At 37.2% G+C, this 16,263-nt stretch carries 13 protein-coding genes; 1 reads left to right on the top strand and 12 read right to left on the bottom strand.

The genetic code is table 11. From position 1 onward, the window contains the following. The first annotated feature begins 78 nt into the window (after window positions 1–78). The gene (locus RRY75_RS12350; RefSeq protein WP_332494350.1) at window positions 79–465 is read left to right on the top strand and encodes a hypothetical protein; all 387 of its coding nucleotides are present in this window, start codon (window positions 79–81) and stop codon (window positions 463–465) included. Between the two features lie 92 nt (window positions 466–557). Here the strand turns inward: RRY75_RS12350 and mglC are convergent, their stop codons facing one another. The 12 genes from mglC to RRY75_RS12290 all read right to left on the bottom strand — a co-directional run bounded on the left by mglC (window position 558) and on the right by RRY75_RS12290 (window position 16,191). Continuing rightward, window positions 558–1,583, bottom strand: coding sequence for a galactose/methyl galactoside ABC transporter permease MglC (mglC, locus tag RRY75_RS12345; protein WP_332527228.1), 1,026 nt, complete (start codon window positions 1,581–1,583; stop codon window positions 558–560). A 12-nt stretch (window positions 1,584–1,595) separates the two neighbouring features. Then, on the bottom strand, window positions 1,596–3,098 hold the full coding sequence (gene mglA, locus RRY75_RS12340; RefSeq protein ID WP_332493456.1) for a galactose/methyl galactoside ABC transporter ATP-binding protein MglA: 1,503 nt from the start codon (window positions 3,096–3,098) through the stop codon (window positions 1,596–1,598). 90 nt (window positions 3,099–3,188) lie between these two features. Further along, entirely contained in the window at window positions 3,189–4,313 is a 1,125-nt protein-coding gene (locus RRY75_RS12335) for a galactose ABC transporter substrate-binding protein (protein ID WP_332493457.1), read from the bottom strand. A gap of 158 nt (window positions 4,314–4,471) precedes the next feature. Then, the gene (locus tag RRY75_RS12330; RefSeq protein WP_332493458.1) at window positions 4,472–5,521 is read right to left on the bottom strand and encodes a galactose ABC transporter substrate-binding protein; all 1,050 of its coding nucleotides are present in this window, start codon (window positions 5,519–5,521) and stop codon (window positions 4,472–4,474) included. 11 nt (window positions 5,522–5,532) lie between these two features. Next, a complete protein-coding gene (locus RRY75_RS12325) occupies window positions 5,533–7,242 on the bottom strand; it encodes a sensor histidine kinase (protein WP_332493459.1) in 1,710 nt (569 codons plus the stop codon). Next, window positions 7,229–8,851: a response regulator transcription factor gene (locus RRY75_RS12320; protein WP_332493460.1), complete on the bottom strand. Its 1,623-nt coding sequence runs from the start codon at window positions 8,849–8,851 to the stop codon at window positions 7,229–7,231. Before RRY75_RS12320 ends, RRY75_RS12325 begins: the two co-directional genes overlap by 14 nt. Window positions 8,852–8,975: 124 nt before the next feature. Then, complete coding sequence (locus RRY75_RS12315; RefSeq protein ID WP_332493461.1) at window positions 8,976–9,476, bottom strand: dihydrofolate reductase; 501 nt, start codon at window positions 9,474–9,476, stop codon at window positions 8,976–8,978. A gap of 83 nt (window positions 9,477–9,559) precedes the next feature. Continuing rightward, a complete protein-coding gene (locus RRY75_RS12310; RefSeq protein WP_332493462.1) occupies window positions 9,560–10,060 on the bottom strand; it encodes a dCTP deaminase domain-containing protein in 501 nt (166 codons plus the stop codon). 119 nt (window positions 10,061–10,179) lie between these two features. Then, window positions 10,180–10,683 carry an anaerobic ribonucleoside-triphosphate reductase activating protein gene (gene nrdG, locus RRY75_RS12305; protein WP_332493463.1) on the bottom strand — a complete coding sequence of 168 codons (504 nt, stop codon included), beginning with the start codon at window positions 10,681–10,683 and terminating at the stop codon, window positions 10,180–10,182. A gap of 91 nt (window positions 10,684–10,774) precedes the next feature. Further along, a complete protein-coding gene (gene nrdD / locus RRY75_RS12300) occupies window positions 10,775–12,895 on the bottom strand; it encodes an anaerobic ribonucleoside-triphosphate reductase (RefSeq protein ID WP_332493464.1) in 2,121 nt (706 codons plus the stop codon). Between the two features lie 258 nt (window positions 12,896–13,153). Then, window positions 13,154–13,660: a methylglyoxal synthase gene (locus RRY75_RS12295; RefSeq protein WP_332493465.1), complete on the bottom strand. Its 507-nt coding sequence runs from the start codon at window positions 13,658–13,660 to the stop codon at window positions 13,154–13,156. 59 nt (window positions 13,661–13,719) lie between these two features. Next, a complete protein-coding gene (locus RRY75_RS12290; RefSeq protein ID WP_332493466.1) occupies window positions 13,720–16,191 on the bottom strand; it encodes a 3'-5' exonuclease in 2,472 nt (823 codons plus the stop codon). Window positions 16,192–16,263 lie beyond the last annotated feature (72 nt).

The raw sequence follows: 16,263 nt of genomic DNA, 5'->3' as shown, positions 1-16,263 counted from the left end.
ACATGTTGTTTTGTTTGATATAATATTTTTATATATTTAATTGTTTTTGAATTATATTGCATATTCCGGGAGGATATCATGAAAAAAGTATGTCCCAAATGCCATTACGAAAATAGTGCTGATGCGCTCTACTGTGTTAACTGTCAAGCTGATTTAAAAGGGTTCATCCCCCGAGAGGGTACTCAAACCAATAGCAATGACTTTACAGGCTACAACATCTCCAATATGACGCCTCTTGGTAGACAACTGCGATATCCCTATCAGGAAGATGTATCTATTGCTACCTGGGTAGGGGTGACACTTGGGATGTCCATTCCCCTTGTAAACATTATTATGCTCATCTGCATTCTTGTTTTTACCTCCCAGGAATCTCTTAAAAACTATGCCATTGCGCAATTTATTGTTATAGGCATTGGGCTTGTCTTTTTGGTTGTCCTACCTATTCTTTTTAGCTCATTTTATTGAATTGTTAAAGGTCTCTAAAAGTGCGCTTAAATCGTTCACTTCAGAGACCTTTTATTCATAAGAACTTATAGCTATTCATTTTTCAACAGTTCCTATTTTTTCTTAATATATTTTCTTGTATCAATGGCTACAGCAATAACAATAATCAAACCTTTGATGATGTATTGAATATAAGGGCTCACGTCTACATAGTTGAGTCCATAAGTGATCACTTGGAACATGAGTACACCACTTACAACACCTGCAATAGATCCAACACCACCATTGAAGGATACGCCACCTACAACACAGGCTGCAATGGCATCTAGTTCATAGCCATTCCCAATGTTATTGGTTGCGCTTCCTGTTCTTGCAACTTCTAGTGCACCCGCAAACCCATAGAGAACACCTGCTAACATAGACACAAGAACAATAGTGCGAATGACATTGACCCCTGATACGGTTGCTGCTTCTTCGTTACCACCTACTGCAAACATATTTTTTCCAAGTCTTGTCTTATTCCAAATGAACCAGACAAGACCAACTGTAATGGCCGCATAGATGACGAGGAAAGGTACCTCTATAAAGCCTAAACTTAGACTTCCTTGTGCAAAGTATTTAAAGCGTTCATCTAGATTCGCAATAGGTGACCCTCCTGTGTAATCATAGTATAAAGAAAGGGCACCATAAAGGATGAGCTGCATACTTAATGTTACAATGAAAGCTGTAACCTTAAACTTTGCAATAACATATCCGCTAATAGTAGATGCTAAAGCTGTGAAGAAAATAGCCAGTAAAATCGGTACAAAGACAGGTAACTGTGCCATATCTGGAAAAATTCTTCTTGCATATTCAGGCGTTTGAAGGAGCGATGCACTAATAACTGCCGATAGCCCAACCATACGTCCTACAGAAAGGTCTGTTCCTGCAAGAACTAACAATCCCGCTACCCCTAATGCTAAAATAACACGTGTTGAAGCTTGTGTAATAATAAACCTAAAGTTTGTTACAGATAAGAAACTGCTGTCCATACAAATAATGATTATAACCAAAAGTAAAAGTACAACATAAATGGCATTGTTAATTAAAAAGTCTGCAATGCTACTTTTACTCCATTTTTTTTGGCTTGTTTCACTCATAACGCTCCCCCTTTATAGATACTTCGCTGCAAGTTTTAAAATTTCTTCTTGAGTGGTCTGTTTAGTTGCCACAATTCCTGCAACACGCCCATTACTCATTACTAAAATACGGTCTGTAATCCCCAAAAGCTCTGGCATTTCTGAAGAAATCATAATAATACCCTTTTCTTTATTGGCAAGATCCATAATCAATTGATAAATTTCATATTTTGCCCCAACATCAATACCACGCGTAGGTTCATCTAACATTAATATTTCTGGTTCTGTCAAAAGCCATCTACCTAAAATGACCTTTTGTTGATTTCCACCTGATAAAGACCGAATCTTTTCTCTTTGAGATGGTGTCTTTACCTTCATACTCTCAATGACCCACTGAGTGTCTTCTTTTATCTTTTGGTCACTGGTGACCCCTACTACATTGGTGTATCTAGGTAAGTTGGCAATCATGGCGTTGAACTTAATGTCTAATACATCAAAAATTCCTGTTTTGCGTCTTTCTTCTGTAAGTAAGGCAAAGCCATTTTTTATGGACTCTTTGGCATTTCTATTTTGTATTGTCTTACCATGTAAGATGATTTCGCCCGCTTCCTTATGTCGAATGCCAAAAAGGGTTTCGAGAAGTTCTGTTCGTTTTGAACCCATCAATCCTGCAACCCCTAAAATCTCGCCTTTTGCTAACTTAAAAGATATATCTTCAATAGTTGGTTTATAAAATGCAGTTAGATGATTAACTTCTAAAATAGTTTCACCTGGCTGATTGGTTTTAGGTGGAAATCTATGGGTCAAATCTCGACCAACCATAAGGTTAATAATCTTATCTGTTGTGAGTTCACAAGCATCGTGAGTGGCAATCCACCTCCCATCTCGCATAATAGTCACCTCATCACAAATACGAAGAATCTCTTCCATCTTGTGTGAGATATAAATAATGCCGCAGCCTTCATCTTGAAGTTTTTGAATAATGTGGAACAAATGCTCTACTTCTTTTTCTGTTAAAGATGAAGTAGGTTCATCCATAACAATAATTTGTGCCTCATAAGAAACGGCCTTAGCAATTTCTACCATCTGACATTGAGAGACAGATAAGTGCCCCACCTTTTCCCTTGGATCTACACGAATATCCAGTTGATCAAATATAGCCTTTGTTTTTTCATACATTTCTTTCTCATCTACCCACAGTGGATTACCCGGAAATCTTCCAAGCCATATATTGTCCATTACTCGGGTTTGGCTGACTTGGTTCAGCTCTTGGTGCACCATGGACACCCCATGTTCAAGTGCCTGTTTCGGATTGGTAAACTGGATGTGTTCACCTTTTAAATAAATTTCTCCTTCATCCTCTAGATAAATCCCAAATAGACATTTCATCAGTGTAGACTTCCCTGCACCATTTTCCCCCATTAATGCATGTACTGTTCCTGGCTTTAATTTTAAGTTGGCATCATCTAATGCCTTAACACCCGGAAACTGTTTCCCTATATGATTCATTTCTAGTAAATAGGTTGTTTCTGCCATTAACCTTCACCACCCCTCCCGACTTAAATCAATGCAGATAACGTTCCTAAGGTCGTTATCTGCAATAATTAAGCTTCACTATAAACCTTTTTATTTGAGTCCGTAAGCTTCTTCTGCTACGCCTAAGTTATCGTTTGTAATCGCAACGTAAGGTACACGTACAGCAAGTGTATCATCTAATTGCCAACTTGTGCCTTCAAGTACATCTTTACCCGCCGTTGCATTGATGGCTAGTTCTACCGCTGCTTTCCCTTGGTTAAGTGGGTCATTTAAAACAGTTCCAAGCATTTTCCCTTGTTTAATGAGTTCAAGTGCTTCTGGAATGGCATCTACACCTACAACTGGCATATATTTATCTCCTTGGAAGTAGCCTGCTGCATTAAGGGCTTCTACTGCACCAAGCGCCATCCCATCGTTGTTACAAATAACCATTTCAATGTTATCACCTTTTGCTGCAAGCCATGTTTCCATCAACTCTTTACCTTTGGTTGCATCCCACATACCTGTTTGTGTACCAAGGTCTTCTGTTTGAATTCCCGCTGCATTAATAGTTGCAATTGATTCTTTTGTTCTAGCTTCTGCATCTGGATGTCCAGGCTCTCCCATAAGCATAACGTATTGAATGGTTTGGTCCCCATTTTTGTCCCAAGTAGGATTTGCTTTCCATGCATCTAAGATCAATTCCCCTTGGATAATGCCTGATTCAGCAGAGTTGGTTCCTACATACCAAGTTTGGTCGTAACCAATACTATTTGTGCCATCTGGATATTCTTTGTTGATAAAAACAACAGGTATGCCTGCAGCTTTTGCTTTTTCAGCAATGGTTGGTGCTGCACCTGGGTCAACTAAGTTTATGATGAGACCATCTACACCTTTAGCAATAAGGGTATCTACTTGGTCATTTTGTTTGGCTTGGTCGTTTTGTGAGTCATTCATTGTAAGCTCTGCTTTCCCTTCGGCAGCTGCTTGAATAGCATTTCTTGTGAAGGTCATAAAGTTATCATCGTATTTGTAAATGGTTACTCCAATTTTAGGAAGTGCACCACTGGTCTCAGTTTCTTTAGGTGTCTCAGCTTGAGCAGGCTCTTCTTTCTTTGCTGGCTCTGCTGGTTGGTCTGTAGCTATTGATGCAGGACCTGAAGCTGGTGAACACCCTACAAAAGCTAACATCATACAACTTGCTACGAGTGCACTTAACATTTTTTTTACTTTCATTCTAATACCCCCTATGATTTTGACACTTGTATAAGCGCCACACTTTATACCTTTATTCTAAGCAGAATAGACCTTAAGATGAATACAAAATTTTAGCTTTTATCTATAAAATTTTATGCAAAAAAATAATACAAGGAAAGCAATTTCGCTTCCTTGTATTATTTTTTATCTTCTAAAGTATTATTTTTTAAGGGGATATGCCGTACCCATAAATACTGACTATCTGTTTGTGTCTCAGGAACCAATGTGTCGCTTATGGGGAGTTCTAACAAGTCATAAGCTTTATAAAGAATGCATCTAGCTTGTTCCTTGGCATCATTAAGTACTGTGCCTAAAAGTGTTCCTTCTTCCATCGCCTTCAACGCTTCATCCAGACCATCTACCCCTAATACAGGTATCATTTGACCCTCTTGAAAATACCCTTTTTCTTTTAAGACTTCAATGGCACCTAGTGCCATCTCATCATTATTAGCCATCACAACTTCTATTTTGTCTCCAAATCTTTCATACCACTCAAGCATCTTTTCTTTGCCTGCATCTCTTTGCCACAAAGCAGTATCTGTGGCTAAATTATCCATGATGTATCCACGTTCTTCCAATGTCTTGATACAATAATACGTTCTTAAAATAGCATCTTGATGACCATATTCCCCTTCTAACATAACATACTGAATTTTACTATCTTGATTTTTATCTACTTCTAAGCCTTCATCTAAAGCATCGGCCAACATCTTGCCTTGAATAATCCCAGCTTCTTCAGCACGTGAACCTACATAAGCAATTTTTTTCCACCTAGCAATATCTTGAGGAACAGGTTCCCGGTTAAAAAAGATAAGAGGAACATTGGCATTTTGTGCTTTGTCAATAATCATACTGGCATCTTCACGTTCGACCATATTCACAATAAGAAGGTCATAACCCGTTTCAATCCAACTACTAATCTGCTGATTTTGCAACTTTTGGTCATGGGCACTATCTTTAAATTCTAAGCTAACTTCTACAGGCAGTTCTTGATTGAGTGTTTCAAGATAAGATTGGATATAGGTCACAGTTTTTCGAATAAACGGGTCTTGTTCATTGTACAGTACCATTCCGATTTTGACTTGCTGCTTCTCTTTGGGTATCAGTTGCTTAAAGGTCAATAGACCTATTTCCAAAAGCGCTCCGAGTACTAATACAATGATGAGCCACTGCAAAGTCTTTTTCATACCTTCCTCCTCTAATATGCCTGATCTGTTAAAGGCATTTTTATTAAAACAGTTGTCCCTTCATCTTGTTCACTCTCTATTTCCAGTCCGTAATCAATGCCATAATAAAGTTGAATCCGTCTATGTACATTTCGAATGCCTATGCCTGAGCCTTTTGAGGAAATTATTGTATCTTCTTCTAACAAAGAAGCACACCTATTTCTCTCCATCCCCACGCCATTATCTTGTACACGATACATCAATAGTCCTTCTTCTTGCCACACTTGAATATGAATTTGGCCTTGATGTTGAATATATTGAATACCATGATACAGCGCATTTTCAATAAGAGGTTGCAAAACCAATTTGAGGGTTTGACACTCTAAAGTCCCTTTCTCTGCCTCTAGCGTATATTCAAACTTATTCTTGTATCTGATTTTTTGAATAGCTAAGTAATTTCTTGCATGTTCTAATTCTTGTCTGACAGTAATTATGGTTTTACCCCCACTAATGCCAATGCGAAAGAACCTAGAAAGGGCTGTAATCATCATCGTTGCCTCTTCATTACGCTCATCTTCTACAAGCCAAATAATGGAGTCTAATGTATTGTATAAAAAATGAGGATTAATTTGAGATTGGAGCACTTCCATTTCTTTTTTTCGCTTGTCATCTTGTTCTGTTACGATTTCATGCTTGAGCCCTTTGATACGTTCAACCATCTTATTGAAAGTCTTAGAAAGCTCGGAAACAATATATTCTCCCTCTTCAGGCAATCTAATATTAAAGTTTCCCTCTTCTACAAGTTTCATAGACTTTTGCAACTTATAAAGGGGTGCAGATAATCGAGAAGAAATGAACAATGTCCCTAGTACACAAAGGACTACCCCTAACACAAGCACCCTAATTAAAAAGTTTTGGAACGTATCATAATCTACGAGCAACTTCTTAAGGTCCCATGCCCCTATCACTTTCCATCCTGTATAGCCCGCGACCTGTGTAGTGACTAATAACTTTTCCTTCTGAAATAAGGTAGACTCCGCATCTAGTGTCTGACCTACCGCATTTTGCATATTCTCAAAACTCACAGGGTCTCCATAGACCAATCGTCCATCGGTTGCCACAATATAAATATTGCCTATATCACTATCTTGTATAGGTGTCCCTATATTTTCTATGCCTGTTAAATACATATCTACCACCAGGACCCCTTGAATAATGTTCCCACCCTCATTCAAGGATACAACGCGACTCAATGTAATGACGTATGGTGTATTATCTTGGAAAATCTTTTGTTGATGAGGACTTGAAAAATGAACATTTTCCGGTTTTTCTATAGCTTTTTGAAACCATTCTTGTTGACTGACATCTACCCCTTCTCTCACTTGCATATACCGATTAGCTGCAATAAGCTCCCCATTTTCTTTAAAAATAGCTAAGTTAGCAATATGATTATTCGTCGTTTGAATCAGTGACATTTGGCTAGTAAAAGTATTTTCTTGAACTGATTGGTGCTTAATAATCTTGTAGTATAACGTGTTAGACACATCAATCATACTTCTTGTATAAGTATCTAAGCTGTATTTCACTTGTGACATCAACTGTTTAGCTGACTGTGTGGCATAGTGGGTTGCCATATCATTAAATTTCTTATAAAGGCTCGTTCCTGTAAAGAGTAAAACAACTACAATAATTGATGTAAAACAAATAATCATTAGGCTTTTAATACTCTTAAACCTTTCCATTGCGATACTCCGTTGGGGCATACCCTGTAATTTTCTTAAACACATAGCTAAAGTAATGTCCTTCTGGATAGCCTACAGCATACCCAATTTCTGCAGCCTTTTTATCCGTTGTCTGGAGTAAATGCTTGGCCTTTTCGATACGAATTTGTGTTAAATAGTTACTAAAGGTAATATGCATCTCCTTTTTGAAAAGAGCTGAGAAGTAGGTTGTTGAAATATGCAAAAAATTGCAAATAGCTTCTGCATTCAATGTTTCATCTTCATAATAGAGATGCATATACTCCACTGCTTTCTTAATGAGTTCATTTTTACTATCTTTTCTAGAGTTATTAATGTCTCTTGCCACCCCTAGGCAAATCCCACTCAGCCACATCTGTATTTCCTCTTGAGTAGACAGCCTACTTAAAGCTTCTAATAAATTAGTATCTTGCGGTAAGACCGCACTCATATCTACTTTCATACTCCTCCCTAATTTCAAAATACTTGCTAGTAACCCTACAATATAAATCTGATACTCTCGTAAGGCCATACACTCTCCATTGATCTGTCCAAGAAACTCATAAATCATCTCTTCAATTTTTTCTTCTTGTCCAAGCTTAATCATAGTCAGTAGCATATGTTCATCTGCTTCCTCTAAAAAAGGCTCCACGTGCCTAGTAGGTTCTATGTCATCTAAATAGATTAACTTATCATTTCCAATTGTAATGGTATAGTCTAATGCCGAAGTGGCATCTAAGTAACTCTTATACAATAGGGTATAATCGTTACAAAGACTTCCTACCCCTATTGTCAGCGTCGTATTTAAATATTTTTTTACAGCACTACGTATTTGTTCAAGCCCTCTAAATACATGGCTACTTGATTTAGGGTGTTCCCCTTCTTGTAGGCTTATAACAATTATGAAGCCTTCTCTTCTTGCAAACAAACTCCCCAATTTTTCTACTTGTGTAATTTCTTCTGCAATATTAAAAATCGCTAACTTTAGGAGGTTCTTATTGGTAATAGATGCTTGTTGGATGACTTGTTTATAAATTTCATCTGGTCGCATAATTGCTACCACCAGTGGGTGATTTCCCAGTTGAATGTCTAGTGCATGTAAGTTCTCTTCAATCACCCTACGCTCTGTATGCCCTTCTATCCATTGATTTAGGAAGCGTTCTCTTAATAAAGGCAAACTCTTTTTGTAGGCTACTTTCAAAGTGCTTAAGTTACTTTTAGACAAAATTTCTTCATCTAATAAAAGTTTGACTTCCCTTAATAAAGTATTGATTTCCATGGCATTAATAGGCTTTAAAATATAGCGAATCACTCCTAGCTTAAGCGCTTCTTGGGCATATTCAAAATCATCAAATCCTGAGAGTATAATAACCTTTATCGTTGGGAAGCGGTCACGAATCTCTGCTGTTAAATGAATCCCATCCATAAAAGGCATTTTAATGTCTGCCACCACCAAATCTGGCAAAGTCTTTTCGATCACCTCAAGTGCCTCTAACCCATTTTCTGCTTCTCCTACAACACTAAATCCTAATTCTCCCCATTTGATTCTACGAATAATACCTTTTCTAATTTCTTCTTCATCATCAACGAGTACAATTTTATAGAGATTCATCCTATTATCCCCCTAGCACTATTTACAGGTTATATTTTTGCTATTATAAAAATTATATCATATTATATAAACTTTTTTGTAGTTTATTTTATTTTTCAAAAAGTATATGTACTCTTATGATTTACTACCAAGATTCTCTTTTCCACTCAGTAAACCTGTACTTATAGCTATGCTGCTCACTTTGAGGCATTTGCTTAATACATTTAAATCCTGTTTGCTGCTTGTGTGCTAAAGGAAATCTTGAAAAGTATGCATCACCCTCTATATTTCCTTCAATCCATGTTATATACAACTTTGTTACAAAAGGCATAAAGACTTGATAAAGTGTACTTCCTCCTATAATAAAGAGCTCTTGTTGCTCCCCATAATACTTTTCTATAACCTCTTCTACGCTATGTGCTAAGCTACATCCCTCTGCCAGATAATTTCTATTTTGCGTTAATACAATATTGATTCTATCCGGAAGTGGATGTCCAATACTTTCGAACGTTTTACTCCCCATCACAACAGTATGACCTTTTGTGACCTTTTTAAAATACTGTAGGTCTTCAGGTATATACCAAGGCATTTTATTTCCTTTTCCTATGACATAATTTTCACTCATTGCAACAATCATACTAATCATCATGAATCTCCTTTTCTTGTTTACAATAAAACACCCTAAGGTTTATAACTTTCCTTAGGGTGCTTTATTGTAAAGATACTCTTTTATTTACCAGAAGATCCTAACATACCTGTTCCACGTTCAGACTCAAATCTAAGAAGTGCTTCGTAACTTATTTCTTCTGTCTTAAGCTTTGGTACCTCTACCAAAATACATTGGCTCATCCCTTTTTCGTAAGGATAAATAATTGCCTCACCAAAGGCACTTTTATCTCCTGTGTAGCTTTCTTTCAAAATCACGACAGGTACTGTATTGTGATTTGTAAGTGGCACAAACCATTCACCTCTGTAGCCTGAATCAATGACACCGGCACGTTGACCAATCCCTTTACTTCCATTTGAACCACGCTCTTTTAGAATAGCAACATAATCTGAAGAAAAGGCTGATGCCAGTCCTGTTGGCACCATCTGTGTTTCATGAGGTGCAATGATTCTATATTCTTCTTCAAAACAAGCATAGAGGTCAAAGGCGCCATCTTCTTCTCGCTTTGTTGGGATAATAGCATTTTCTTTGACTTTTGCAAAATAAATTGTGCGGTTATTCATAGTATTTCCTCCACAGTAAGTGTTTCTTGTCAGGTCCATTATAGCCTCTTTAAGCAGTCCCTGTGATTTCAGATTCACTTTCTTTCTTATTGTATGTTCTATATTTTTAGGTAATTGCGTTATTCGATATCCATAAGTACCTTTTCTCCCTGTGCTAAAGAAGCTGGTACATCTATAATATTTTGGTTACTACTGCCCTTAAATTTTAATTTAATATCTTTTAGTGTTTCAATAAATAGCCCATCTACAAGTACGTCACACCATTCTAAGAGACGATGCTTCTTTGGGTCTTGTAAAATCATTTCAAATGTATAGCCTGAATAAATCCAAATAGTCTGGTGTGTCTTGGTCTTAATCTGTCTAAGTAAGTTGTATAGGTCCTCATCTTGAGTTTGATCCATAGGTTCGCCCCCAAGCACGGTCACTCCGTGTACATTTTCATCTTGGACATAACTCATGAAAGTGGTCTCAGCCTCATCGTTCCACTGTTTACCATAGTCAAAGGCTTTATAGTCTTGATTGAAGCAGCCTGGGCAGTTATGGGTACAACCTGATACAAAAAGAGTTGTACGAATACCCACACCATTGGCTATATCAAATTTACGCATCTGTGCATAATGCATCATGTCACCTCATTTAAAAAAGGACTGTTATACTAAGTAGCATATAACAGTTCCTTCATTTTATTCACTTTGGTTTATTGAATATAGGCGTTTACAAATGTAGGACACGACTCTTAATTTCTTGAGTCTTTCCTTTGTTCCAGTAATTATCGCCTAAATATCCACATGTTCTACGAATAACATTCATCTTATTTTGATCTTTGTTATGGCAGCTTGGGCACTCCCATTCTAAGCTCTCATTAATCGTAATTTCACCTTCAAATCCACATAAGTGGCAGCAGTCTGACTTAGTGTTAAACTCTGCATATTGGATATTGTGGTAAATATAAGTTACCATTTGTCTTAAAGCTTCTAAGTTATGATTCATGTTTGGAATCTCGATATAAGAAATACATCCCCCACTTGAGATAGGTTGGAACTGACTTTCAAACTTAAGCTTGCTAAAAGCATCAATTGTCTCTCTTACATCGACGTGATAACTATTAGTGTAGTACCCTTTATCTGTAATATCTTGAATCTCTCCAAATTTTGCTTTATCAATACGTGCAAAACGATAACATAAAGATTCTGCTGGACTACCATATAGGCCAAATCCTAAGCCTGTTTCATCTTTCCATCGTTTAGTTGTCTCATTGAGCTTATGCATCACTTCTAAAGCAAAGGCTTCACCTTGTGGTTCAATATGAGACACACCCATCATGAGCTTAGTCAGTTCATACAATCCAATATAGCCTAATGAGATTGTAGAGTATCCATCCATTAGGAGTGGGTCGATGGCTTCACCTTGCTCAAGACGCGCAATAGCACCATGTTGCCAGTGTATTGGAGATGCATCTGACAAAGTACCTTTTAAGGCATTATGTCGGCACATAAGCGCCTCAAAACATAAATCTAAGCGATTTTCAAGGAGTTGCCAAAACTTATCCAGATCACTATCTGCAACAATCCCAATCTGTGGTAAATTCAAGCTTACAACACCTTGATTAAATCTACCTTCAAATTTGTACTCGCCTGTACTATCTTTCCACGGAGAAAGGAAGCTACGGCATCCCATACATGAAAATACATTGTCTTCATAGATTTTACGCATCTCTTTTGATGAGATATAATCTGGATACAGACGTTTTGCACTACATTTAACCGCTGTTTCAGTTACATAATCATATTTGCCACCTTCTAATGCATTATGCTCATGAAGCACATAAATTAATTTTGGGAAGGCAGGTGTGGTATAAATACCTTTTTCATTTTTAATGCCTTGTAGACGTTGTTTCAAGATTTCTTCTACAATCAATGCCACTTCTTCTACATAAGGATCTTCTTCGTCAACATTTAAGAATAATGTCACAAAAGGACTTTGTCCATTTGTAGTCATAAGTGTATTAATTTGATATTGAATCGTTTGTACGCCAGACTCTAATTCCTTTCTTGTTAAACGCATCACTGCATCTTCAAGTTGTTTGGAATCTGGAAGTGTGCCTTCTAATAGTCTGTAATACTTTTCTTTACTACGTCTTAAGTACTTACCTAAGTGGCGTACATCTACAGACTGTCCACCGTATTGGCTACTTGCTACTTGTGCAATAATTTGTGTCATAACCGTACAAGCTACTTGGAAGCTTTTTGGACTTTCAATCATACGTTTGTTGATGACTGTACCATTATCAAGCATGTCTTTAATGTTAATTAAGCAACAGTTGAAAATAGATTGCATAAAGTAATCCATATCATGGAAGTGAAGGACACCTTCATCGTGAGCTTGTACAATGCGCGCAGGTAATTTTTTTCTTCTTGAAATATCTTTAGATACTTCTCCAGCAATGAGGTCACGTTGTGTAGAGGCCATCATAGCATTTTTATTGGAGTTCTCATTCATAACTTCTTCATTTGTTAAGTTAATAAGACCCATAATGCTTTGATCTGTTGTATTCGTCTCTCTTTTAAAAGATTGAATCGCACGGAAACTTTCATATGCCTTAGCCGTTAACTCATGTCCATTTTCAATGAGCTTTAAATAAACATACGTCTCAATTTGAAAAATGGTTGGTTTCACTTGTGATTTGGCAAAAAAGTTTTCAATTTCATCGGCTATTTTTTGAGCTATGGTCTCGTCTACAATACCACTTCCATATTTCATGGCTTTCATAATTGCATTGTAAATCTTTATTTCATCAAATAGAACTTCTTGTCCATCTCTTTTAATAACTTGCATAACTTTCTCCCTCACAATCCCTCATAATCTATAGGTAAAAATATTAACTCTAGTTTATTTCTAGCATCTTATTTAATGTAATTCTTAATTAATATTTATTCTTATGTATCGATGACTGCTTAAAAAATATATCACTTTTAACTCGGTTTGTCTAATCCTTTTATTCCCAAAATTTCCTAAAAACGCGTATCAAAAAAGCCGAAACATTTGGTTTATCTACATTGTTTCGGCTGAAATTTTTTCGAAAAATTATTTTACTTAAGCCATTGGCTCGTCTTTTACAAATGCTTCTGTACGCCCATGAATACGCTTAGTATAATCTATAATTTTACGATTATATTCTAGATCCATAAGTGGTGAAGTGAGTAAGAAATCTGCGGTTGATTGGTTCGTTGCAACAGGGATATCGTAAAGTGCTGCAATACGTAGTAATGCCTTTACATCTGGGTCATGTGGTTGTGAAGAAAGAGGATCCCAGAAGAAGATCATAAAGTCGATACTGCCTTCTACAATACGTGACCCAATTTGTTGGTCTCCACCAAGTGGTCCACTATTAAAAGCTGTGATTGGAAGTTCTGTAGCATCTGCTAAAAGCTTAGCAGTGGTACCTGTTCCACATAAAAAGTGTTTAACAAGTTTATCTTTATTGTTTTTTACCCATTCAATGATATCCTTTTTACGATAATCATGGGCAACAAGTGCAATGCGTTTTTGCTTATCCATACGTACTGTTGTAAAGTCATTTGTATTTTGGTTGTTTTCCATATAGTCCTCCTAGGTCTCGTGGTGCTATTTGCTAGCCATCTTCTTTATTATACAGATTATTAAGTATCTTGCCTATACTTTTTAAAGTCTTCTTCGATCTCTTCAATGAGAAAACTCATAGGTTTACTATTATTATAGCTTAAATAAAGCTTTTTACGTGCCCTGGTCATCCCTACATAAAAAAGACGCTTTTCCTCTTCTATATAGCCTTCTTGGACACTTCTAGATGAAGGAAAAACCCCTTCATTACATCCTGCCATATACACATAGTCAAACTCCAATCCTTTTGCTTGATGCATAGTCATTACAGGCACTTTCCCTTTAAATAAGGCACTTTGTTCCACCTCACTAGCATGGAGTGCTGAAAAGGCTAAGAGTCGCATACGGTTATCCGCATAAGAAAAGGTTGCTGTATAAAGTGCTTCTGCCATTTTATAAAAATCGCGTAAATTGCTTAGTTCTTCACCTTTATAATGTGCTTTATAGCCACAGCTATTCATCAAATATGAAATCCCTTCATGGGTAGATCGTTGCCTAATGGCCTCAACTAGCTCTTGTACCTGCTTCTTATAGATAGCTACATAAGGATAATAAGCTTCGATTTGGCTATAGCGTAGCGTTTGTGTACCCACTAACTTTTCAATAAAATGAGTCAGCACTTCACTCGTTGCTAGTATATCTTGTAACGCATTATGGTTAGGTGTAGCTTTTGTTTGAATAAGGTGTGAAAGGGTATCTAATTTGTGATTAGAAAGCTTTGGATACATCTTATGGGCTAGGTCTAGAGTGTCATAAACTTCCAAGTGTTCAAGTGGAGGTTGTTGGTAACGGGAACACATACTTTCTATAATGGATAGATCATATTTGACATTATGTCCCACTACCACCTTCCCATGTGTAAAGTCAGCAAGCTGTTCGAGTGCCTCATGAATGCCTATCCCTTCCCTTTCGAGCTGCTCATCACTAAATCCATGGACAAAGAAAGAATCCCCTACCAACTTAGTAGGCTTTACCAAAATATCTAGTTGAGCTTTGACCCCTTCTTTGCCGTAACAGATGGCAGCAATTTGAATAATATCATCTGTTGTTGTATCAAGTCCTGTGCTTTCTACGTCCAGTACAATGACTTGATTGTGCTCAAATCCTTTGATTAGAGCATAGTAAGGGTCATTGTTCTCAGCCAAAAACCAATCATGTAAAGACATGTATGCAGACTTTGTTTGCTTTAATGCCTTAATGAGCCACTCTTCCATATGTATCACGGGGTGCTTAATGACTTTCTCAAGGGCATAGCTATTCCTTGGATTAACCGTATAGTTAAAGACAGATAGTAAATCCTTAACCTCTGGACGACGCATTAGGCGAATATCCTCGACTTTAATGCATGGAATTCCTTTTTGCTCAAGATAACGATACAAATCTTTAGCCAGCCCATTGGTACGGGTCAAAATAGCCACTTCTTTGTCCCCCCCTGTGTAGTGTTGAACTAAAGACTGGGTAATCAGTTCCATTTCCCTTGTTTTCGTTCGCCCACAAAAAACTTCTATAGGTTCTCCAATTTCCTTTACGCTAGGCATAGATAAAGTAGGATATAAGTTACTATTGCGGATAAATCCATTGGCCGCTTTTAAAAGAAGTTGTGTACTTCGATAGTTGGTCTCAAGGGAAATCTCAACAGGACTAAAAAGTGTTTTATAGTCTTCTATCATTTCATAAGGGGCGGAACCACGCCATTCATAAATGGTTTGATTGAAATCCCCGTAGAGCGCCACATGGTTATATTGGGCTAACGTTTTTATAATATGATACTCCCTAATACTCGTATCTTGCATTTCATCTACTTGAATGTACTGATAGCGCTTTTGCCACTTTGCACAAATTACAGGGTCTTCTAGCAAATAAGTCGCCTCTAAAATCAAGTCTGTAAAGTCTATACAGTTGTTATCCCTCAAATAGCGCTCATAGTTTTTAAGGAGCTTTAGCCCATACTGACTGATCAAAGGGTCTTTTGTCTTATGCACACGTAAGTAGTCCTTAACCACAAAGGTATCGTCGTGTCGATGCTCTGGTTCTACAACCAACCTATGTTTTTTGACATTTTCAATAAAAGTGGTCAATGTATTGACCCTTTTCCATTCCTCCATTGTTAAGGCAAACACAATACGACGGATAATCTCTTCGGTATCACTTTCATCAATAATCGTGCAGGGAAAAGCGAGCCTTGCATTTTGCTTTTCTTGATTAATAAGATAGTAACAAAAGGAATGAAAGGTCTTAATGGTAAGTTGTCTACTCATTGCCCTGTCATAAAGAGCAATACGCTGCTCCATCTCTTTAGCTGCTTTGTTGGTAAAGGTCAAACATAAAATGGATGTAGGCGCAATCTCTTGCTGTAAAAGATAGGCTGTACGCATAGCAATGACTTTTGTTTTCCCTGTCCCTGCAGGCGCTAGAACGAGGAGCGCATCTTTTATATTGTGTACAACGCTTTGTTGCGCCTTGTTTAAAGTCTTCCAATCTTTTTCAAACATAGTGCACCTCCTCTCTTTTACCTTTATTATAGTAGGAAACAGATTCAAAGTATAGTCTAGGTAGCGTTGCAT

It is taken from the genome of Niameybacter sp. (assembly GCF_036655075.1).
Classification (GTDB): domain Bacteria; phylum Bacillota; class Clostridia; order Lachnospirales; family Cellulosilyticaceae; genus Holtiella.
This window is presented reverse-complemented; position numbering and strand designations above follow the sequence as displayed.

What these genes read in the sequence shown, in the direction of transcription:
- RRY75_RS12330 (WP_332493458.1), bottom strand. Translation starts at nt 5,521, where the DNA reads ATGAAAAAGACTTTGCAGTGGCTCATCATTGTATTAGTACTCGGAGCG.
- nrdD (WP_332493464.1), bottom strand. Translation starts at nt 12,895, where the DNA reads ATGCAAGTTATTAAAAGAGATGGACAAGAAGTTCTATTTGATGAAATA.
- mglC (WP_332527228.1), bottom strand. Translation starts at nt 1,583, where the DNA reads ATGAGTGAAACAAGCCAAAAAAAATGGAGTAAAAGTAGCATTGCAGAC.
- RRY75_RS12320 (WP_332493460.1), bottom strand. Translation starts at nt 8,851, where the DNA reads ATGAATCTCTATAAAATTGTACTCGTTGATGATGAAGAAGAAATTAGA.
- mglA (WP_332493456.1), bottom strand. Translation starts at nt 3,098, where the DNA reads ATGGCAGAAACAACCTATTTACTAGAAATGAATCATATAGGGAAACAG.
- RRY75_RS12325 (WP_332493459.1), bottom strand. Translation starts at nt 7,242, where the DNA reads ATGGAAAGGTTTAAGAGTATTAAAAGCCTAATGATTATTTGTTTTACA.
- RRY75_RS12295 (WP_332493465.1), bottom strand. Translation starts at nt 13,660, where the DNA reads ATGGAAAACAACCAAAATACAAATGACTTTACAACAGTACGTATGGAT.
- RRY75_RS12335 (WP_332493457.1), bottom strand. Translation starts at nt 4,313, where the DNA reads ATGAAAGTAAAAAAAATGTTAAGTGCACTCGTAGCAAGTTGTATGATG.
- nrdG (WP_332493463.1), bottom strand. Translation starts at nt 10,683, where the DNA reads ATGCATTATGCACAGATGCGTAAATTTGATATAGCCAATGGTGTGGGT.
- RRY75_RS12350 (WP_332494350.1), top strand. Translation starts at nt 79, where the DNA reads ATGAAAAAAGTATGTCCCAAATGCCATTACGAAAATAGTGCTGATGCG.
- RRY75_RS12290 (WP_332493466.1), bottom strand. Translation starts at nt 16,191, where the DNA reads ATGTTTGAAAAAGATTGGAAGACTTTAAACAAGGCGCAACAAAGCGTT.
- RRY75_RS12315 (WP_332493461.1), bottom strand. Translation starts at nt 9,476, where the DNA reads ATGATTAGTATGATTGTTGCAATGAGTGAAAATTATGTCATAGGAAAA.
- RRY75_RS12310 (WP_332493462.1), bottom strand. Translation starts at nt 10,060, where the DNA reads ATGAATAACCGCACAATTTATTTTGCAAAAGTCAAAGAAAATGCTATT.